This is a genomic window from Paenibacillus amylolyticus (assembly GCF_051136285.1).
In the GTDB taxonomy this organism is placed as follows: domain Bacteria; phylum Bacillota; class Bacilli; order Paenibacillales; family Paenibacillaceae; genus Paenibacillus; species Paenibacillus amylolyticus_F.
In genome coordinates this window covers 2,567,868-2,588,456 of record NZ_CP194938.1, presented here as the reverse complement: position 1 = coordinate 2,588,456, position 20,589 = coordinate 2,567,868, and the positions used below count along the sequence as shown (strand labels likewise).

Below are 20,589 nucleotides of genomic sequence, written 5' to 3'. Positions count from 1 at the left end.
AAACGATAGTTAAGATTGTCTCCGTTTTTGAAGGAATCGAATCGACGATATGTTTATATTTATATTGATGAATGCTGTACTCAATTCTCAGCTATATTTCGCATTTTGGAAGCGAACAGGAAGCAGGCGAGAATGTAAACGACGCTAAGTAAAAGATAAGGCAATTGCAGAGAGAACAAACGGTCGAAAAAGGTTTCGCTCACACGAACGAGTAATCCACCCAGCAAGGTGCCGATGGCACTGATACCAAAGGACAGGAAACGGAATACACTGCCTACACGTCCGAGTAGTTCATTTGGAACGGAGCGCTGCAGGATCGACGAACGCACCACGTTATAGACAACAATGAAAAAGGCTGCGCAAAAGTACAGGCCACCGACCACATACGCATTGGACGTCAGACCAACAGCTCCATAGAGCAGACCCATCGACAGGATGGAGAGCAGAATGAGCTGCTTGGAACTCCAGCGTTTTCGCATATAAGCTACAGCCTGACTACCCAGGATACTACCGATGGTTGCAATCGAGATAAGTATGCCAAATGCATACGCTTCCAACTGTAATACTTCACGCACAAAGAAAATTTGAGTCACCAGAATCATGGAAAACATTAACGTGATGGTTACTGACAAGATAGCCAGGCCGCGAAGAAAACGGTCTTGAAACACATACTGGATGCCAGACCATATCTCACGTTTCCAATTTTTCATCGGACGAGTCTCCTGCTGTGATTTATCCTGAGTCGATTGTTCGGCAGTTTCCGCTGATGTTTCCTGGACTTGGGATTCTTTGGATTTCACAGGCTTGAAGCTACCGCGCAAACCCATAATGAGTAGCAGTGAGATGATAGCCGTAACGGTGTCGATGGCAAAAGGGTAGACGATATGCATCGTAATAATAAATCCGCCGAGGGCTACGCCCAGGATATCACTGGTGATCAGCTGCCCAGCTGTAAATTGGCCGTTGGCTTTTTCCAGATTTTCCTCCTCCACAATCTGAGGAATAATCGTCTGTACCGTGCTGTCAAAGACCACACGACTCAGACCAATCCCGAACATAAACAAGGCAAGCAGAGGTATGCTGATCCAGCCTCCCCAGATACATACGGTTAGGAACAAAAGGAATATCATACGGGTAAAGCTGGCTCCGACCAGCATATGTTTGCGTGAATATCGGTCAATGAGTACGCCTACCGGCAAGCTGAAGATAAGCCAGGGCAGCCGCAAGGCTGTCATCGTAATGGATGCATATAACGTATCCGTCGTCAGGGTGGAGACAAGCCAAGGTACGGCAGCGAGAGTTAATCCATCTCCTAGAAAAGTAAGTGAAAAGGCACCGAACAGCTTGGAGTAGTTATGTTTTGTAGATTTTAATTTGATCTTCATTCGTTCCCCCGTTTCGTAGATGAATGGTGGTCTTTGTTTCATACTAGCTAGGTTGAATTATGAATCTGGAATAATATAAATCTATGATATTGTAAACTGGATTTCAATCCTGAATTTGTAAGCCGATTGCATATGATGTGATAGAATGTTTAGTAAAACAGTAAACTTGGTCGTCTTTTACAGTGTTATTTAATGTAGTGGAAAGCATTGTATTGAGGAGGAGAACTAGTGAATACATCGAACGGAAAGATAATTCAGGAAGAGGCTCGTTTATATGAAGAACTGCGTTGTGCGCTGGAAGATGTACCGCAAGGGAAAGAACGGCAGCAAGTGATGCAGCGAATGATTCGTCAGCTAAAGTTCGCCAACTGGCGCAATGGACGTTTGAATGGGATCAAGGAGTATTGGAGCGACGCTAGACCAGTGAAGTTATGGATCTGGGTTGCTACTGGAGCGCTGGCACCTGTTGTTTTTTTCTGTTTATTTGTATGGGTATCTCTTTGGGTGGAATGATTTGATCTCATCGGTACTGAACTTGTGTGATACAGGTCCGTAGGGATGAACTTATGATCTGTAAAAAACAACGTCAATACCGTTGGTTTCTTTGAAATAAACCAAGCTTGCTTTCTCAGCCTTATTTCTAGTATCAACTTCCCCGTTGTGAATTTTAGAATCTCTTAATGTTTAATAGCTTGTTTACTTGATTTTCTTATCTTCAAGTTCTTTTGGTACAACAGCAGTTTGTACTTCAAACGCAACATAAAAAACAGTTAGAAACGGCAGAGTGATGCTCTCCGGGTCTAACTGTTCTAGATGGCAACAGGTCACATTTTTCAAAGCTTTTTAGTCTTGTTTATTCATCACCTTGACCTGATCTCGTGCATATTCATGGTAGTCGCGAAAACTACTGATATGGTGAAGGGCATCCGTCTTCGCCGATTGGATTTTAATTTTTCCGGACGGCGGATTGTTTTTCATTTCGGTGACAGCATTTTTGGAACCCTCAATATCTCCTGACATTTCCTGAATTCGTTGTAGCAAAGCAGGATGGCCTTCATATCGGAGCATCTCGGCGAGCGGCCTCATCTCTTCAAGTTTTTGACTTGAACGCTCCAGCGTTGTCATGACCTGATCACCATCGGTGTTGACGCTCAGAGAAACCACGCGATGGATATGATCTTTTTCCATCCGTTCCAGAGCTTCAAGGTGAGAAGCTTCTAACCGTTTGGGGTCTCCCCAGCCTTGGATCTGTTCATTCTGGCCTGACTGATCCGTTGCCGACTGGTTGCTATTATTGTTCCCGTTCCCGCATCCCCAAACCAACGATGTACATGCCAGAATCGCTCCAATAGCTGCTATGCGTTTTAAACTCATGTTGTCACTCCTTCAATATATTCCTGAAGGTAGTATGAGCTATATTTTCTAAAAACATGCCTGATTTTTAAAGCAGGAGGGAACATAAACATGGAATCCACAAGTCGTATCTTGTCTTTCCCATATGGAATGTTTGGCTGGCTGAACCAATATACGAATACGATATACTACAACTCCCCGATTTTGCGCTGAAAAATATAACGTCTAAGCCCTCCTGCTTAACATGTCTTGTTATCAGCAGAAGGGTCTCTTCCCTTACACTTTCCTCTTGTATTTCCCAGTATACGGAATAGTCAGGTGAACATTTAAAGTCTCAATGGAATCCTCCGTGAGAATCAGCTTTTTCCCATCCCCGGATAACTTGTGCCACAATTTTGGGTTCTTACGATACAGTTTTTCTTGTAGACCATATATATCCACTCCCTGTTTTAATCCATTTCGATAGGTTTCCATGATTTGTTCTTTAAGCGTAGCCTCGCTTATTCGAGTCATCTCGTCATATGACATGGGAACGAGATATTCATACAGTGCGGTCAGATATTTGGCATTAATTCGAAAGGTAACATTCTCTCCCCGGATGATCGGTTCAATTTTAATCGTCGGCAGCCCAACGCTGAGCGCTCCATAGATCACATTACTCTTTTGAATTAACAAGGGAGCCCGGCGCATATTTTTAACAAGCCAGTGATAACCCGGAAGAGATCTTCGCGGCATATATTCAAGCTTTTCTCCCATCCTTTCAAAAAAAGCTCCTTCAATCAGGAATAAGTCATGCTTTTTCTTATTTTGCAGCCATAAGTCCTTGTTTAAGGCAATGACAGGCAGATACGTCGTGGTCGCGGGATCATTGTGCTTGGCAATCAGTTCAAAGCTGAGTACAGGCGCAAATAGTGAATTTTCCATGTAGCTGGGCAACGGATTGTGCAGGATGCTGTCCAGTGGAGACAGGTTGTAGATCGAAGCGGTGCTCAGGATATCAAGCAAAGGCTCCCGCGTACCGTATACCCATGTGGTATATCGCGCTTCCGGGAATCTTCCGAGCATGTCAAACACATCCTTGATGTGCTGGTTGTTCAGCACGCTCTCTGCCATGACGATGGCTGTCACATGCCCCCAGGCAATGTGAAGCTGTGATGCACGCCATAATTCATTCATGGCGAGGCTCATCGTTTTTCCCTGAGCGTGTCCGACCCAGATGGGAGGCGCATCAGCAGTTTTACTTGAGTTTTCACTTTTGGCTACACTGGAAAAATCAAGTGTCTGCACGTAGATATGATACATGTCATCTTTATATTCAATGCCAATCGCTTTGGCATAGTCTACCTGCTGGATTTCATAGGCACTCCAGCATCCCGTGGTCATAATGCAGAGCGACAGACTGAGCGTTCCAAGCAGCCAACGACGAAGCATGCCGCTCATCGACCTTTACCATCCTTGCGGGGGTTTTGTGTCTCCAGGTAGACAGGTCTGCGTTTCCCCAAACCCGTCGGGACTTTGAACAGGGAGACAATAGCTTGTCTGAAGTTAAGGGGCGATAAGGGGGTCAGATACGGGATGCCAAACGATTTCAGATCGGTCAGGTAGATCAGAAACAGAATCATGGACAGAATGAACCCGTAAATTCCCAGTGTCGCTCCCAAGATAAAGCAAAGAAAACGTAGAATGAGAATGGAACTGGTCATGACTTGATTGACAATGGTCGCTCCAGCTACAACGGTAATGGCAATGACAACGATCATAAGCGGAGAGACCATACCGGCCCGAATGGCTGCATCTCCAATAATCAGACCACCGACCACCGTTAGCGTCTGTCCAATGGCGCTGGGTAAACGGACGCCTGCTTCCCGGAACAGCTCCATGAGCAGCATAATGAGAAACATCTCTATACCAGACTCCATGGGAAGACCCATCCGGCCGACGGATATCGTAGCGACGAGTGGAAACGGAATTTGATCCATATGAAAAGAAGTCAGAGCGATATAGAAACCGGGCAAAAATATAGTGACAAATAGACCGATGAATCGTAGTAGCCGCCCCATGTTAACCGGCAGAAAAGGAAAACTGGCATCTTCTGGTGACTTGAGCAGCAGAAACAGATTTACAGGACCGATAATCACGCTGGGGTTGCCATCAACGATCAGAACGAAGCGACCATTCAGCAAGCATTCAGCTGCAAAATCGGGTCTGCCCGTGTAATGCGTCAAGGGGAACAGTGTGATCCTGGCAGGTGACAACAACTCTTCCAGATCATTCGCTGTCATAAGGCGTTCGGTTTGAATGGAACCGAGACGATGTTTAATATCCTTGATTAACTCTGGATTGGCAATATTTTTCATGTACATCAAAGCCACCTTGGTTGCCGAACGTGACCCGATGAGTTCGATGCTGCAGGCAAGTTCAGCGGTACGAAGTCTGCTGCGAATCAAGGAAACATTGACAGCAAGAGGTTCAATAAAGCCATCTCGCGCTCCGCGAATCGAAACTTCTGTGGTGGACTCCTCTGGTGTTCGTGTAGCCATGTTGGAGATGTCGATGCTCCACATGGCCTGAAGCGAGGGGAGGCATAGGAGCAGATGCCCCTCAAAAACACGAAGGGAGATCAGCTCCGTTCCATACTGCGCATCATCAAGGTCAACGCTGTTCCATTGCAGGCTAATATTTTTTTCAATGTCAGACTTGCGAATGAAATGTGTGATGTCGTAGGTTCGTTTTATTTCCGGCAAGATGATGTCATGGATAATCTGTGTATCGACCATGCCACTGCAATAAGCGACAACCAGCTTCATCTGTCCGTCACCAAGCCGATGGCTGTCGATAATAACATCATCGGAGCCTGAAAAGTAGGTTTCCAGATGATGCTGATCAATACGGAACGGTTTAGTCCCTGGAAGGGTTGGTGTCGTTCGCGACGGTTGAGTCATGAGTAGAAGCCTCCTTGTCCTTTTTATGAATAAGAGCGGCCAATGTCAATAAGATGGTGATTGTTGCCACGTAAGAGAGCATGGCTGGAAATTGAATGTGATCGACATAATAATCAACGTAATCAATCCGCCACCACTGGATGGCAAAAGCGCACATGATCAGCGTGAGACAGAGGATAGTAATATATCTCTTTTTAGGTCTTCGGATATCCAGAAGATCAACAATCAAATACATGGAGATGGCGACACGTGCAAAGGAACCACTGAGCCACTGGTAGATCGAGAGAAAATCAACGTGCTGAAACAGCTTGCCGATATTGACGAGTTTCCACTGTTCATAGGGACTATTTCGCTGTTTCGCCGCTTCCTCTGGCCCGAATTCGACAATGGCTCCGAGCGTAGGCCCTAGCGCCATGCTGAGCATGAAAAGGCCTAACAGAAGCACATGCCACCAGCGCAGCTTGCCTTTAATGTCATGTTGAAAGAGCATCAAAACCCAGATTTCCATTAGTCCCGCGAGTGAGTAGATCATGCCTCGGATGACGGGAGTCCAGCCGTGTTCCATGATGGGTAACAGTTGGCTGTAATCTTTGTATTTCATATTGGCTGACATGACAAAGTAGCCAAGCAGAATGACTAGGGGCAACAGGATGCTAGAAGTCATCGCAATCGAACGAATGCCCTTGGCTGCAGACCACGCAGCAACCAGAGCCCCTCCACCAGCCAGCACATAGGTCGGTGTAAATGGGAGATAGGTGGATACTGTCCAGTTGGTGGTTTCATATAATGTGTGTGTCCCTAACGAGAATAACAAGAAGGCCGCAGTTATGCGGAAAATCCAGGAGGGTACCCGGCCAAACTCACGGGTAATCCAATCGGTCAACCGCTGTCCGCGAATACGCCGGATAATGATGTACATCATACCCAGGAACAGTATGAACAATGGTGCTGCAGCGAGAACAGAGAGCCATCCATCCCTTCCGGCCACATCCAGAATGGCTGGGACAGACAAGACGTGACAGACCAGTCCGGCACTGAGCAAAATAATGGAGATGGATAACCAGATGGTGATCTGTCCTTTTTCCTGACTCATGTCCATCCCCTCTCTTTTCAACCTGTTTTCGTTAGATTGTACAGACTATGAGAAAATGATTCGTTTTTCAGTTTTTTCACAGAAAAAGCAGCCCGAGATGGACGGAGCGGAAAGAAAGCTATAACATATGAAGTATGAAGTAAAAGGCATGAGTTATAAGTAATAAGTAATAAGGAATACATCAGGCTATGCAGGATGGGTATAGTGTTCGCTCAAACGGTTTAATTTCTTAATATTAACGTTTCGATTTTCAACATTGGACACAGACGAGCTCATTCGGTTCAACTCTTTAATGTTGGATACGGACGAGTTCATGTGGCTCAACCCTTTAGTGCTGGACATGAACAAACCAAATCTTGTTTTAACGTATGGTAACGGAACCACCGGTTTGGTGAGAGGTTAGGGTGGGGAGCTAAGGGTTAGAATTTTAGTTTAATTGTAGTTTTAGAGTGTTCACTCACAACTTAAATATTCTAACGATCTCAGATGAGCTTATTTAAGTGAAATGGGGGGGAGCTAGAATTTTAACGATCACCAGAAGCCTTATTTTGCTGAAAACATAAGATTAATGCTCATTTTTGAATCGATTTTCCTAAATAAGATTTCCTGAGATCGTTAGAATATTAGAAGGTGTGATATTGCCCAAATAGCGTTCCTGGTGATCGTTAGACAATTATGGCAGTAGGATCAGGGGGATATAGGTTAGACCAGTAAAGGTTTCGTTCTTATTTGGACTCGAACTCTAAGTGGAACTTGAACTTACCTCGACCTTGAGTTTAACTGCGAGTTTGACCTGAACTTAACTGGACTTGAACCCGCACCGGTATTCTTATCGGCATCCGTATCCGCTTACTCACCCGCATCGGTGTCCCTGTCCGCAATCTCACCCGCATCGACTTCACAGACCTACGGACAAGCACTTGTAGCACTGATAGCATTTCATATCAATATATATCACTCAAGAAACAGGGAGGAAACTTGCAATGACGCAATCAGCAAAATCACCTGAAGAGATTAAAGTAGGTTTTATTGGAACGGGTGTTATGGGCAAAAGCATGGCTGGTCACATTCAGCGTGCAGGGTATCCGCTTCATGTATACACGCGCACTGCCGCCAAGGCAGAAGCGCTCGTGAAGGAAGGAGCTATCTGGCATGAAACGCCTGCGGATCTGGCTGCCGCTTGTGATGTCATCATCACCATGGTGGGATATCCAAAAGATGTAGAGGAGATCTATCTCGGAGAAGGTGGGCTTGTTGCTCATGCCAAACCAGGTTCAACCCTGATTGACATGACTACCTCCAGCCCGCTGCTGGCTGCGCGCATCGCAGAAGCGGCGACAGCTAAAGGTCTGCATGCACTGGACGCGCCTGTATCCGGCGGCGATATCGGCGCAAGGGACGGCAGGCTGTCCATTATGGTGGGTGGTGACGCAGAAGCTTATGAAGCGGTGCGTCCGATTTTTGAGCAGATGGGCACGAACATTGTGCTGCAAGGCAAGCCGGGCGCCGGGCAGCATACCAAAATGTGCAACCAGATTGCCATCGCCTCTGGCATGCTCGGCGTATGCGAAGCACTCGCCTATGCCAAGACGTCGGGACTGGACGCGGAGAATGTGCTGAAGAGTATTGCGACCGGTGCAGCCGGAAGCTGGTCCCTCAGCAACCTTGGACCGCGCATGATCGCAGGCGATTATGAGCCTGGATTCTATGTGAAACATTTTATCAAAGACATGGGCATTGCACTGGAATCTGCTCAAGCGATGGGCATGAATACACCGGGACTGGCTCTGGCGGAATCGCTTTATCAGGAAATATCAAAGAACGGCTTGGATGAGAAAGGTACACAAGTGCTGTACACGTACTATCTCCAGGCTTAGAAGATGAACATGGGAAGACAGCAGCGGACTCTTTGACTTAGGAAAAAGGGGGCGCTGCTTTTTCTTTATATTTTGAACTTTATGTAAATTTGACGTGTGTCTTAAGTCGCAGGTTGGGGTATATACTGTCGTGCGCATTTAAGAATCCGTGAATTTAATGAAAGTCTCTTTATTTTTGTTCGACTTTATCCGACATAAGGTATAGAAGTTTACATGATAAACGGTATTAAACATCTACATAATTCATAACCCATAACTTATAAACCATTCCAAATAGAACGGAGCTTACCTATGTTCAAGAAAATTCTGTCTCTGTTCAAGAATCAGCCAGAGCTTGTCAGCCCGCTTACCGATTCTGTTGCAGCTTCGGCTTTGCCGACGGCTACAGCTATTCCTCCACGTCTGGTCCGTAGTCGGCGTAAAAAGAAAAAGTCCGAACCCGATTGGATCAGTACGCCCCAAGAACCAACGACCGCCGAACTTCTGGTTGGTTTGCCCAGTGAATATAAAGTGTTGAATGATCTGCTGGTTTCCAATCCGAAGTCACGTTCGGGATATTCCCAGATTGATCATGTGGTGATTGGGCCGCGGGCGATCTTTGTCATCGAAACCCGGAACCTGACCACTGGAGAGATTCGTGGTGGACGCCGGGAGGCGAATTGGTCGGTGAGCAGCAGCCGTGTCAAAATGTATAATCCGCTCATGCAGCACCGTGCTCATGTTGAAGCCATTCAGGCTCATCTTGGAGATTACAAGCGTGTTCGGCTTGTCTCGATGGTGACGTTCACGAACCGTTGTCGTATCAGTGTTGATCCAGCCGTAAGGTACGTCAACTCCGATGAAATGATTATTTACGATCATGAATTGGTGGAGACCATTCAGCGCAAAACAGAGCGATTGGAGAGTGAGCTTCCTGAGACCTTGTATAAAGAGCAGGACACTCAAGCGATCTGGAACATGCTGAACACCGTGAATTCGACGGACCATCAGATTCGGGCAGAACATATGGCGAAAGCTAAAGGTATTAAATAGACGATTATATAGCTATTTCAATCCCCAGGATACAGAAAACAAGTAAAGATGCGAGTAGATCAATAGTGTAATAAATAGTGAGCTGTCAGGGTGTTGAGTCATCGTCATTTTCGGACATAGTCATGGTCAAATTCATAGTCAAACTCATAGCCACAGTCAGATTCAGCAAAAAAATACAAGAAACAGGGATATTCCGGGCCATAGTGTCAGTCTCCGGAATATCTCTGTTTGCGTTCCATGTTAACCATTAAGGCAAATGAATCGTTTGGACATGGCTGATATGCATGAACCGCGCGCTACCTTCTGCATCAATAACTTCAAGCAACTTGTTGTTTATATTTTTGAGCAAGCCGGTCTGTTCAGGTTTGTAACCCAAGTTCAAGATGACGAGTTCTCCTGCCATTTTGAGCAGCTGCTGATCAAGTGTGCGAGAGAGTGAGATCGAAGATGGCTGTATTGGGAAATGTTGATGATCCATCGCAAATGGTCTGCTGTTAGAGGGAGAGGGAATAATATATTTCAGATGATGGATGGAAACATAGACGGAGTGGTGCAGAGGAGAGTAGAAGATAAAATAATCGTTCATGATGCTGGTGATATAACCATGCAGTGTTCGTCCACCGATGGAAATTTCACTAAATTTGCCGCGAGCATTCATCAGTACTTTTCGATAAGAGATATTGTCATGGTCCATTTCCGGATCAGGTGCAGGCACGTCCACATGATTAGAATTTTCTTCTGATTTCATAAACCGCATCGTTTGAAGATGATGGAGTGGCACATAAATGTAGCGTTGATTTCCATACACAACGATAATATCTTCGCCTGCATCAATAACCTCCCCCTGAATGGGCAGCTTACAGCCGGACAGTTCAAACTCAACTATTTTACCTAACCAAGTCGTTGCAGATTTCACAGTATACCTCCTCTCAAAATAGCATAGCCACCCAGATATATAAGGAAAATAAGCTAATAATTAAACTAATGGGTATCACAATAAAGGTTACTTTCATATACTGTTTCCATGAGACTCGAATATGATGGGTCCGTAATATATACATCCAAATTAAGGTGGCAAGTGTGCCTATGGGTGTTAATAATGCTCCAATATCACTGCCTAATATATTGGCGAGGTATGCCAGATGCATCTGGGTTTCACTCAGATGAAGGTCAGTAACAGCGAATGTTCCGATCATGACCGAAGGCAGATTGTTGAACAGATTAGATAACACCGTAAGCAGTAATCCGGATACAGCAATCAGACTGGCACTACCTCTTTCGGCAATCGGACCTGTGAATTCGGTAATCCATGTTGTCATGCCGGCTCGGTGAAGACTGTCCACAATGATATAGATGCTGAAGGCAAAGAGAAGAATATGCCACGGCGTCTGTGTGACGACATCTTTCAGTCCGGATCGTGTACGATACCACCGTACAGCAAGCATCAGAACAACTCCGGTGATGGCGACAATCTCCATGTGTATACCGAATTGCTCGGCGAGAAAGTATCCTGCCCGGATCAATACAACGATCCCGATACAGACTCGGAACAACCACCAGTCTACATTGTTTTTGGAGTGATCCGATTCGGATTCGGTTGTCTGCAGTGGATGATAACCTGACCCAGATGAACTTTGCATGGATACGGGGAACTGATGAATACCTTTGGGTATGCTTCTGCGAAAATAGTAGAGCAGCAGGAAAGTCATGGCGATAATTCCGAGCATGGATGGTACAAACATCATCTGAGTATAGGTATTCAGATTTAATCCCACCATCTTCAAGGCGATCAGGTTAGCCAGATTACTGAGTCCGATGGGAGCACTGGAAGCTGTAGCGATGAGTGCACCGGAGATGAGGTAAGGTAGCTGCTGCTGAATTTTCAGACGTAACATGGAACAGATTCGAATGATGATGGGGGTAGTGATCAGAATGCTGCCGTCATTGTTGAAGAAGATAGTCATGAGGAAACAGAGTAATACAATTAGCCAGAACAATCGAAGGCCGGAGCCCCGTGCCTTTTCAATCATGTTCACAGCGATCCAGCGAAAAAAGCCAATGCTGTCCAGGATAATGGACATGACAATAGTGGAGAGAATCGTAATCGCTGCACCGGATACAATTTCGAAAATGCCCAGGATATGTCCCAAACTGCTTACTCCGGTCAGGATAAGAAGCAGCGCGCCAAGTGAAGTCGGTATGGATTCATTTAATCCTCCAGGCCGCCACATCAGGAAAATGACAGTGATAATAAATACCCCGAAGGTTAACCACAACTGGTAATCAGGCATTTACTGTGATTCACCTCCCAGGGGGAGAAGTCCTTGTGAAGACTGTTTCAGATGTTCATGAGTCGAAGTGGGCCTTCCCGGCGTAACTAGCCAATACAAAGGCACACCTGTCAAGACGATTGCGATAAAGATCAGCATGATCATTCCCCCCTTTAAACTGGCAGTAACTTAACTTCTTATCAGACTTGAATTACCGTTTGCCACCAGACTTATTCCCGCGAGATTGATTTCCTCGTGAGTTGTTGCCACCCGATTTATTTCCGTGAGACTGATTCCCACGTGACTTGTTGTTGTTGTTCGATTTATTCCCTTGTGATTTATTTCCCTGAGATTTGTTTCCGCAAGCCTGGTTGCCTCCACTGCGATTCCCTTGGGAACGATTGCCGCCGGATTGCGTATTTTGTGTTTTGTTGCCTTGGCTGGTGTTTTTGCCGTTGTTGCCACTGTTATTGTTGTTGCTGCTTCCGCGTACCAGAGAAACGGATTTCACGTGTTGCAGAGGAATACGGATAATCTCCTGGTTTTTCAAAGTCAGAATTAATTGATTCTGGTTGGCATCGGCCAGGATGCCTTCCACTTTTTCGGGGCCTCCCCGGTTGATCTGTACTGGACGGAAGCGCAGTGCCTGCATAACTCCAAGAAATGTGTTCGCTGGAATAGGATTCCCCATAGGCCCTTTGGCTCCACCGGAACGACCTGTATCGGTAATACTTTTAACATGAGCATCACTCACATACACAATACCTTCCTTGCAGTCCACAGCCATGTAGTCCCAGCGTACATCCATCAGTGTACCTTGCATTGCATCGGGTCCCCCACGATTAATCTTAACTTCTCTTCCAACCAATCCTCTCATTCCATGACCGTTCATAGACATTGTATTTTGCCCCTTCCCTGATATAAGTTCAGATAGGCCGCCCGACGGTTGTTCGTTGAATCCCTGCCAATCGTCATTGGAGTCTGTCTGTAGTTTAATCATATGTGTACCTAGCATCTGAGGAGACAGCAGACAACTATTTATATAGTAAAATTGGCAGTAATCTATGATAAAAATGGTAATTTATAGATTTGTGTTACGTTCTACTCCGTAATCTTACATAATAATTTACATATGGTTCCATAAATAGGCTGTACATTCGCCCTTACGGCCTGATGTATCTGTGCATAGGATGATGTAACAGCCTACGGGCTAATCCCACAGGTGACCGAAAGGCGGATGGAAATGACTCTACCTGTCTACCACATCCATGTATCTGCGAATGAATACCAGCAATTATCATCGAACATATGGTCAGAAACGTTTGTGAACGGCACGATGCAGATGGACGGCAAGCAGCTTCCCATTCGAATTCGGTACCGGGGAGGACATACGCGGGCCTATGTGAAAAAATCATTTGAGATTCGTACGTCCAGCCGTACGTTTCACTTTAATGCCGAATATGATGACCCTTCACTGCTGCGGAACGCACTTTCGTTTCAATTTTTCGAATCCATTCGGGTACCGGCACCTTCTACGCGCCACTGTGTACTGTATCTCAATGGTCAGCTCGCAGGGGTGTATCTACGAATCGAAGGAGTAAAATCCTCTTTTTTTCGCCAAAGGAGAACGCCTGTCCGGAGCATTTTCTATGCCGTCAATGATAACGCCAATTTTGCACTGTCATCGGGATCATCCGATTCAGGAACCGACCTGTTGTCTGGATACAGCCTGATCCGGGGCAATACGGAGGATCGCCAAAGGCTGCGCAGGTTTATTCAACAATTAAATGGTAAATCCAAAATGGAGCTGTTTCGTTTTTTACAATTAAGGGTGGATACCAATAACTATCTGCGCTGGTTGAGCGGGGCTGTGCTGACAGGCAACTTTGACGGATTTCACCAAAACTATACATGGTACGAAAAAGCGAAAAGTCGAAAGTATGGCATTCTACCTTGGGACTATGAGGGGACTTGGGGGAGAAACTGTTACGGTACCAAGGTAAATCCGAATTTGGTTCGCATTCAGGGGTATAACAAACTTACAAGCCGGCTGCTGGCATTTCGTACGTTCCGAGAGCAGTATAAGAAATTGATGCAGCATCATCTGGATCATGCATTTACGGAAAAGAGAGTGATGCCGCTGGTATACCGATTGCACGATGAGATCAGGGAAGATGTGAGGAATGATCCTTATATGAAGTGGCCAATGAAGGTCTTCCTGAATGAACCCGAGAAGATTCGCACGTATGTTAAAGAACGCCGGGAGTATGTGGGAACCGCGTTGAGACAGCTGTAAAAGGATGCCCAGGCAACGGGCTACGCTGCCTTGGGTATTTTATTTTGATAAAGAGAGCAAGTTCTCGTGTAGTCGATTTCAGGTTAAAATTTCAGGTTAATACTAAGAATGAGAAGAACGTAACGGTGTGTAAAAGAAAAATGCGATATAATAGTCGTATTGGTTACGTGAAATTTTACATAGCTTTAAGGAAAGAGAATAACGGAGCAGTGATGGTGTGAATGTGATGCAGTATCGCCAGTAACGTGCTCCGGGCCGGAGGAATGGGAATGCTCAAGCTGTTCGTTCACTTGAAAAAGTACCGGGTCGCCGCCATTGCAGCATTAGTCATGATGCTGATTGAATTAACAGTGGAGCTGGCTCAGCCTTATCTGATCTCCAAAATCATTGATAATGGCATCCAGCAGGGAGACCTGGCCGTCGTTTGGATGTGGGGTGGCGTGTTGGTTGGCAGTGCGGTCATTGCGTTTGCTGCCGGAATTGCAAGTTCCTTCTTTGCCTCTCATGCGAGTCTGGGGTTTGGATACGATCTGAGAGAGAAGTTGTATGACAAGATGCAAACGTTTTCCTACGCTGTGTTTAATCGGTTTGCGACATCATCGCTAATCACCCGTTTAACAGGGGATGTGACTCAGGTACAGGATACGGTCTTCATGAGTCTGCGGTTCATGACCCGTGTTCCGCTGGTGGTCATCGGCAGTATGATCATGGCTCTGGTGGTGAGTCCGAGACTGGGACTACTGCTCGTTGTTATGGTGCCGGTGCTGCTCGTTGTTGTGATCTGGATGATCAAAAAGGCGGCGCTGCTGTTCCGCAATGTGCAGCGCAGACTGGATGCCGTGAACGGTGTCATCCAGGAGAATCTGACAGGCATCCGGCTAATCCGTGTTTTTGTACGGATGGGCCACGAGATTGAACGCTTTGCCGGCTTCAGCGGCAAGCTGATGAAAGGCACAATTGCCGCGCTGCGTCTGACGGAGACAACGATGCCGTTCATGCTGCTGATGATGAACGGATGTATTATCGCTGTGCTTTGGTTTGGACGGGGAGAGATCGTATCAAGTTCGGCAACCGTGGGTGAAGTTGTCGCCGTCATTAACTATTTGCTGCGTACAATTGGAGCGTTATCGGCACTTTCCTGGATTTTGGTGACATTTTCACGGGCAAGCGCTTCAGCACAGCGTCTGAATGAAGTGTTTGAAACCGAGGATACGTCCGAGACGGACCATACGGGACGGAGAGAGCAGGAGATTTTTACAGGGAACCCAGATATCACACGTTCGTTGAATCATGCAGGCAGCGGAGGTTCCGCCAAGACCGGGCAGGAGCAGCGCATAGTGCAAGGTGAAGTCGAGTTCCGTAACGTAGGTTTCAGTTATCCCAATAGTGAGATTAAAGTGCTGGAGGATATCTCCTTCTTGGCAAAAGCAGGCGAGCGAATTGCCATTATGGGGGCAACCGGATCAGGAAAATCCTCTCTGGTGCAGCTCATCCCACGCCTCTATACGGAAGAACAGGGTGAGGTGCGCATTGATGCTGCGGACGCTTCCATGCTCGATCTGCCGACCCTTCGCCAATCGATTGGTTACGTTCCTCAGGAAGTTGTTTTGTTTACGGGCTCCGTTCGGGAAAACATTGCTTGGGGACGGGAGGATGCCACGATGGAAGAGATTGTGGAAGCAGCGAAGCGTGCTCAGATTCATGAGACCATCGAGCAGCTGCCGAATGGATATGATACGTTGCTTGGTCAAAGGGGTGTCAACCTCTCAGGTGGACAAAAGCAACGTCTCTCCATTGCGAGAGCTTTGGTACGTCGTCCGAGCATTCTTATTCTCGATGACAGCACAAGTGCGCTGGATGTAGCTACCGAAGGCCGACTGCTGAATGCACTTGAGGAGCTTTCTTGTACAACGTTTATTATTACGCAGAAGATCAGTTCAACCACTTCGGCAGATCTGATTCTGCTCCTGGATGATGGACGACTGATTGGACAGGGAAAACACGAAAACTTGATGGAAACGTCGGAGTTGTACCGCCGAATCCATGAATCACAATATGGGGAGGGCGTACAGTATGTTCAAAGCATTCATTGAGCCTTTCCGTCAGCCGCGGCCTGTTCTGGATTCCGAGTCACTCCGTTCAGGGGGGCAGGGTAAACCGAAAGCAAGAGCCAAGAACTGGTCAGGCACGCTCGGACGAATCTGGAGTTACCTCTCACGCCGAAAGGTCAAGCTTTCGCTTGTGCTGTTGATGGTATTTGCCAGTTCTGCTCTGGCTCTGCTTGGGCCTTATATGGTCGGGATAGCCATTGACCAATTTATCGCGGGAAAAGCGACCAGTTCAAGCTGGACCTGGTTTCTGCTTGGACTGGCGGCGGTGTATGTCCTCTTTTCCCTCACATCCTGGCTACAAAATATTTGGATGATTGAGATTGCACAGGAGACCGTATTTCGTATGCGCTATGATCTGTTCGCTCATCTGCATAAGCTGCCGATTCCGTTCTTTGGCAAACGTCAGCAGGGAGAGATTATGAGCCGGGTCACTAACGATATCGAGAATGTCAGCAGTACACTGAACAGCTCGGCCATTCAGATTTTTTCGAGTGTGTTAACCTTAATCGGCACATTAGGTGTGATGCTTTGGTTAAGTCCGCTGCTGACACTGCTCACATTTATCGTTGTACCTCTGATGGCTCTGGGGATGCGGTGGATTACCCGTAGAACAGGTCCGCTCTTCAAAGAGCGGCAGCGTAATCTGGGTGAACTCAACGGTTATATTGAGGAAACGTTGTCCGGACAAAAGATTATCAAGGCCTTTTCACAGGAAGAACGGGTCATTCGCGGCTTCGAGGAGCGTAATATGCGCATTCGGATTTCTGCATTTTGGGCGCAGACGATTTCCGGTTTTATTCCGAAATTAATGAACTCACTCAACAACCTGAGCTTTGCCATTGTCGCAGGCATCGGTGGTATCTTAGCAATTCAGGGCTCCGTTACGGTGGGGGTCATCATTATTTTTGTGGAATATGCGCGTCAATTCACACGTCCGTTGAACGATCTGGCGAATCAGTGGAACACGCTGTTGTCTGCCATGGCAGGGGCTGAACGGGTGTTCGAGGTGCTGGATGAGGATGAGGAGGCGAAGGATGAAGGGGCGGCGATTGCCCTGGATAACATGCAGGGCAACGTCCGGTTCGACAAGGTGTCGTTTGGATATGATGAGGGGCGTGATATTCTGCGCAGCATTAGCTTTGAAGCGAAGCCAGGCGAGATGATCGCGTTGGTCGGTCCAACAGGGGCGGGGAAAACAACCCTGATTCAGCTCTTGTCGCGCTTTTATGATCCAACAAGTGGAACGATTACGGTGGATGGGCACAAGGTGGCAACCATTCGGCGTGAGAATCTGCGGTCACACATGGCCTTTGTGTTGCAGGATTCATTTTTGTTCCAGGGAACGATTCGGGAAAATATCCGGTTCGGACGTCTGGATGCAACCGATGAAGAAGTGGAGATCGCTTCCAAGCTGGCCAATGCACATTCCTTTATTATGCGGATGAAGAACGGTTATGAGCGGGTACTTCAGGCAGATGGAAGCGGCATTAGCCAAGGGCAGAAGCAACTGCTTGCCATCACTCGGGCTATCCTGGCTGATCCGTCTATTCTGGTCTTAGACGAGGCGACCAGCAGCATTGATACGGTGACCGAGATCAAAATTCAGGAGGGTCTGGAACGTCTGATGCATGGCCGCACCAGCTTTGTCATTGCCCATAGGCTGAACACGATCCGTCAGGCCGACCGGATTCTGGTGCTGAAAGACGGTCAACTGCTGGAGCAGGGATCACACGATGAACTGCTGAAGCAAGGCGGATTCTATAGTGAGCTGTATAACAGCCAGCTGCGGAAGAAAGCACAATAGAGTGTAGGCTCGCATGAAGCAGGAGAGTGGGAGGAAGAAAGGGTTACTTTTCCTTCTGGTGTAAGGACGGTAATGTAAACTAAATTAGCGATGTAACAGCAGGAGGATTGGAGTCTGGAAGGGGCTTCAATCCTTTTTTCTGATATGTGCAGGCAATAAAAAGAGATCGATACTTGACAGAGAGGAAGCAACCGATATATATTTAGCTCGCGAACACTTAGATGTCTAATATTTAGAGGTTGACTCTGAGCGAGTGAGTGAGTAAGAGAACAGTGATGAAACAAATTAAGAGGAAGCAGAACAGGAGGGAGAGAATTCATGCGCGAAAACACACCATATTCGGATCTGTTTCAAACGATTGGCATCAAGATCAAACGCAAAGCGGACGATCAGGTCAACGAACTGGGGTTGAACGCTCAACAAGGAAGAATCATTGGATACATCTATGAGCATCAGGATGAAGGGTTAATTCAGAAAAACCTGGCTGACGTATTTAACCGCAGAGATGCAACGATTACAAGTATGTTAAAGGGACTGGAGAAAAACGGTTATATCGTTCGCAAAATTCCTGCGAATAATGAGCGGCAAAAGAACCTGTATGTGCTGCCGAAGGGCGAGCAAATGATTCAGGATATCTCGCGGATGTTTGCCACCGTAGAGAATGAGATTGTGAAAAGTTTAACGGATGAAGAGCAGGCAACATTGATGCGTTTGCTGACCAAGGTTAATCAGAATTTATAAGGTCGATTAGGTTCATTGGGAACGCATAGAGCAGGTAAACTGCTCATGAACTAAAGGTTAGAATTCAAACTATTAAAGTTCTATGAATTAAGTTGTAGCTGTAACTGTGGCTGTAGTTGTAAAAGTAAAAGTAAAAGTAAAAGTAAAAGTACTAAGTCTAGCTTTAGTTTTCTTAGCAGATGGTTACGAATTTAGGTTAGTGTTTTTTTGAGTTAACACTTAGAAGTCTAATTGTTAAGTGGTTAAGAAAGGTGGGGATTACCATGAAAGAAAAACATTCCAACTCCTATTATCTGGACAAAGCGCCTGTCCATAAGTCGATTATGCATCTGTCGATTCCAATGATGCTTGGTATGTCTGCGGGAACATTGTATAACCTTATCAACGCATTTTTTATCGGTCTCGTTCATGATACGGGCATGTTTAGCGCCATTACGCTGGGTTTGCCCATTTTTACAATATTAATGGCTTTTGGCAATATGTTCGGGGTGGGTGGTGGCACATTCATTACACGATTAGCGGCAACGGGAGAGCAGGAAAAAGCGAAACGAGTCGCAGGGTATTCCTTTTATTCGAGCTTGGGCATTGGTCTGTTGATTGCCTTGATCGCCTGGTTGTTCATCTCACCCATTGTTCAGGGACTGGGAGCGGATCAGGCTGTATATGAGTATACGAGTCAATATGCCATTACACTTCTGGGCGGAGGGGCTATCGTTATTCTTAATTTTGCGCTAGAACAGCTCGTTCGGTCGGAAGGTGCCTCGAAAGAATCCATGATCGGTATGTTCATCAGCATTGCAGCCAGCATCGTTCTGGATGTGCTGTTGATTCTGGTATTGAATTGGCATGTGATTGGAGCCGCATTATCCATTGTATTAGCGAATGCTTGTTCCGCTGCCTATTATGTTTGGTTTTTGTCCCGCCGCAGTGAGAATTTGAGAGGGTTTCTGGGACATTGGAAACTTCCGGTCAAAGACCAGATGGAAGTATTCAAGATCGGCGTTTCCGAGCTGCTGCAGACCTCTTTTCTGATCGTATCTACGCTGCTACTGAATCATTACGCGATGATCTATGGAGAAAGTGTAGTCGCTGGATTTGGTATTGCTTTGCGGGTTGTCCAGCTTCCCGAGTTTCTTGCGATGGGTATCTTTATGGGGATTATCCCACTGGTGGCACACAGTTTCGCGAGTCAGAAGTTTGGTCGTTTAAAGGCTACGTATAAGCAGGCCTCGCTGTATATCATCGGTATTGGTGTTCTTTTCATAGGCATCGTTTATATGTTCAAAGAACCTGTAATTGGATTATTCTCTTCGGATGCAGCTGTACTGGAGGCTGGAAGTTCAATTCTGGTGGCGATGTTGATCTCCGCTCTGTTTACTGGAGTAACAGGACTGTTTACAGGTATTTTCAAAGCGGCAGGAGAAGGCATCCCGACCAATGTCATGGCGATATGCCAGGGCACGCTGTTTATTCCGGTAATTATCGTTTTCCATAAATTCTATGGGCTTACAGGCATCATCTGGTCTATGACAGTAACGGAGATCATTACATCTGTTCTGGGACTCATCCTGTTCGCTTACCACTACAGACGCATGAATAGAATGCACAAACAGGTTGCTGTTTAAAAGGAGATGCACATGGATATATACTAATCATCTGATGGAAAATTATACCATGACGTGATA

At 46.4% G+C, this 20,589-nt stretch carries 17 protein-coding genes; 8 read left to right on the top strand and 9 right to left on the bottom strand.

Annotated features, from left to right (window positions below):
* Positions 1–80 precede the first annotated feature (80 nt).
* Positions 81–1,385, bottom strand: coding sequence for an MFS transporter (locus tag ACR8BL_RS11475; RefSeq protein ID WP_434752724.1), 1,305 nt, complete (start codon positions 1,383–1,385; stop codon positions 81–83).
* A gap of 228 nt (positions 1,386–1,613) precedes the next feature.
* On the opposite strand from ACR8BL_RS11475, the gene ACR8BL_RS11470 reads away from it, so the two are divergent.
* Positions 1,614–1,898 carry a hypothetical protein gene (locus ACR8BL_RS11470; protein WP_434752723.1) on the top strand — a complete coding sequence of 95 codons (285 nt, stop codon included), beginning with the start codon at positions 1,614–1,616 and terminating at the stop codon, positions 1,896–1,898.
* Between the two features lie 330 nt (positions 1,899–2,228).
* Here ACR8BL_RS11470 and ACR8BL_RS11465 read toward each other — a convergent pair whose 3' ends face one another.
* From ACR8BL_RS11465 to ACR8BL_RS11450, 4 genes are all read right to left on the bottom strand, one after another.
* A complete protein-coding gene (locus tag ACR8BL_RS11465) occupies positions 2,229–2,759 on the bottom strand; it encodes a hypothetical protein (RefSeq protein ID WP_434752722.1) in 531 nt (176 codons plus the stop codon).
* A 255-nt stretch (positions 2,760–3,014) separates the two neighbouring features.
* Positions 3,015–4,178, bottom strand: a complete 1,164-nt coding sequence (locus ACR8BL_RS11460; protein ID WP_434752721.1) for a Ger(x)C family spore germination protein — start codon at positions 4,176–4,178, stop codon at positions 3,015–3,017.
* Positions 4,175–5,680, bottom strand: coding sequence for a spore germination protein (locus tag ACR8BL_RS11455; RefSeq protein WP_434752720.1), 1,506 nt, complete (start codon positions 5,678–5,680; stop codon positions 4,175–4,177). The genes ACR8BL_RS11460 and ACR8BL_RS11455 overlap by 4 nt, the downstream gene beginning before the upstream one ends.
* Positions 5,637–6,773 carry a GerAB/ArcD/ProY family transporter gene (locus ACR8BL_RS11450; protein WP_434752719.1) on the bottom strand — a complete coding sequence of 379 codons (1,137 nt, stop codon included), beginning with the start codon at positions 6,771–6,773 and terminating at the stop codon, positions 5,637–5,639. Before ACR8BL_RS11450 ends, ACR8BL_RS11455 begins: the two co-directional genes overlap by 44 nt.
* 983 nt (positions 6,774–7,756) lie before the next feature.
* Here ACR8BL_RS11450 and ACR8BL_RS11445 point away from each other — a divergent pair.
* Both ACR8BL_RS11445 and ACR8BL_RS11440 read left to right on the top strand, forming a co-directional pair.
* Positions 7,757–8,650 carry an NAD(P)-dependent oxidoreductase gene (locus ACR8BL_RS11445; RefSeq protein WP_434752718.1) on the top strand — a complete coding sequence of 298 codons (894 nt, stop codon included), beginning with the start codon at positions 7,757–7,759 and terminating at the stop codon, positions 8,648–8,650.
* Between the two features lie 291 nt (positions 8,651–8,941).
* On the top strand, positions 8,942–9,682 hold the full coding sequence (locus tag ACR8BL_RS11440) for a nuclease-related domain-containing protein (protein WP_434752717.1): 741 nt from the start codon (positions 8,942–8,944) through the stop codon (positions 9,680–9,682).
* Between the two features lie 247 nt (positions 9,683–9,929).
* Here the strand turns inward: ACR8BL_RS11440 and ACR8BL_RS11435 are convergent, their stop codons facing one another.
* Genes ACR8BL_RS11435 through ACR8BL_RS11420 form a run of 4 tightly spaced genes read right to left on the bottom strand, consistent with a single transcriptional unit; the run spans position 9,930 to position 12,850 of the window.
* A complete protein-coding gene (locus ACR8BL_RS11435) occupies positions 9,930–10,598 on the bottom strand; it encodes a DUF2642 domain-containing protein (protein ID WP_434752716.1) in 669 nt (222 codons plus the stop codon).
* A 13-nt stretch (positions 10,599–10,611) separates the two neighbouring features.
* The gene (locus ACR8BL_RS11430; RefSeq protein WP_434752715.1) at positions 10,612–11,973 is read right to left on the bottom strand and encodes an arsenic transporter; all 1,362 of its coding nucleotides are present in this window, start codon (positions 11,971–11,973) and stop codon (positions 10,612–10,614) included.
* Positions 11,974–12,111 (bottom strand): hypothetical protein, encoded by a 138-nt coding sequence (locus tag ACR8BL_RS11425; protein ID WP_434752714.1) that lies wholly within the window; start codon positions 12,109–12,111, stop codon positions 11,974–11,976.
* Between the two features lie 52 nt (positions 12,112–12,163).
* On the bottom strand, positions 12,164–12,850 hold the full coding sequence (locus tag ACR8BL_RS11420) for a DUF6897 domain-containing protein (RefSeq protein WP_434752713.1): 687 nt from the start codon (positions 12,848–12,850) through the stop codon (positions 12,164–12,166).
* Positions 12,851–13,189: 339 nt separating this feature from the next.
* On the opposite strand from ACR8BL_RS11420, the gene ACR8BL_RS11415 reads away from it, so the two are divergent.
* The 5 genes from ACR8BL_RS11415 to ACR8BL_RS11395 all read left to right on the top strand — a co-directional run bounded on the left by ACR8BL_RS11415 (position 13,190) and on the right by ACR8BL_RS11395 (position 20,529).
* Positions 13,190–14,248 carry a CotH kinase family protein gene (locus ACR8BL_RS11415; RefSeq protein WP_434752712.1) on the top strand — a complete coding sequence of 353 codons (1,059 nt, stop codon included), beginning with the start codon at positions 13,190–13,192 and terminating at the stop codon, positions 14,246–14,248.
* Positions 14,249–14,511: 263 nt separating this feature from the next.
* On the top strand, positions 14,512–16,341 hold the full coding sequence (locus ACR8BL_RS11410; RefSeq protein WP_434752711.1) for an ABC transporter ATP-binding protein: 1,830 nt from the start codon (positions 14,512–14,514) through the stop codon (positions 16,339–16,341).
* The gene (locus tag ACR8BL_RS11405; protein ID WP_434752710.1) at positions 16,322–18,163 is read left to right on the top strand and encodes an ABC transporter ATP-binding protein; all 1,842 of its coding nucleotides are present in this window, start codon (positions 16,322–16,324) and stop codon (positions 18,161–18,163) included. Before ACR8BL_RS11410 ends, ACR8BL_RS11405 begins: the two co-directional genes overlap by 20 nt.
* A gap of 318 nt (positions 18,164–18,481) precedes the next feature.
* On the top strand, positions 18,482–18,904 hold the full coding sequence (locus ACR8BL_RS11400; protein WP_434752709.1) for a MarR family winged helix-turn-helix transcriptional regulator: 423 nt from the start codon (positions 18,482–18,484) through the stop codon (positions 18,902–18,904).
* 263 nt (positions 18,905–19,167) lie between these two features.
* Positions 19,168–20,529: an MATE family efflux transporter gene (locus ACR8BL_RS11395; RefSeq protein ID WP_434756678.1), complete on the top strand. Its 1,362-nt coding sequence runs from the start codon at positions 19,168–19,170 to the stop codon at positions 20,527–20,529.
* Positions 20,530–20,589: the final 60 nt, after the last annotated feature.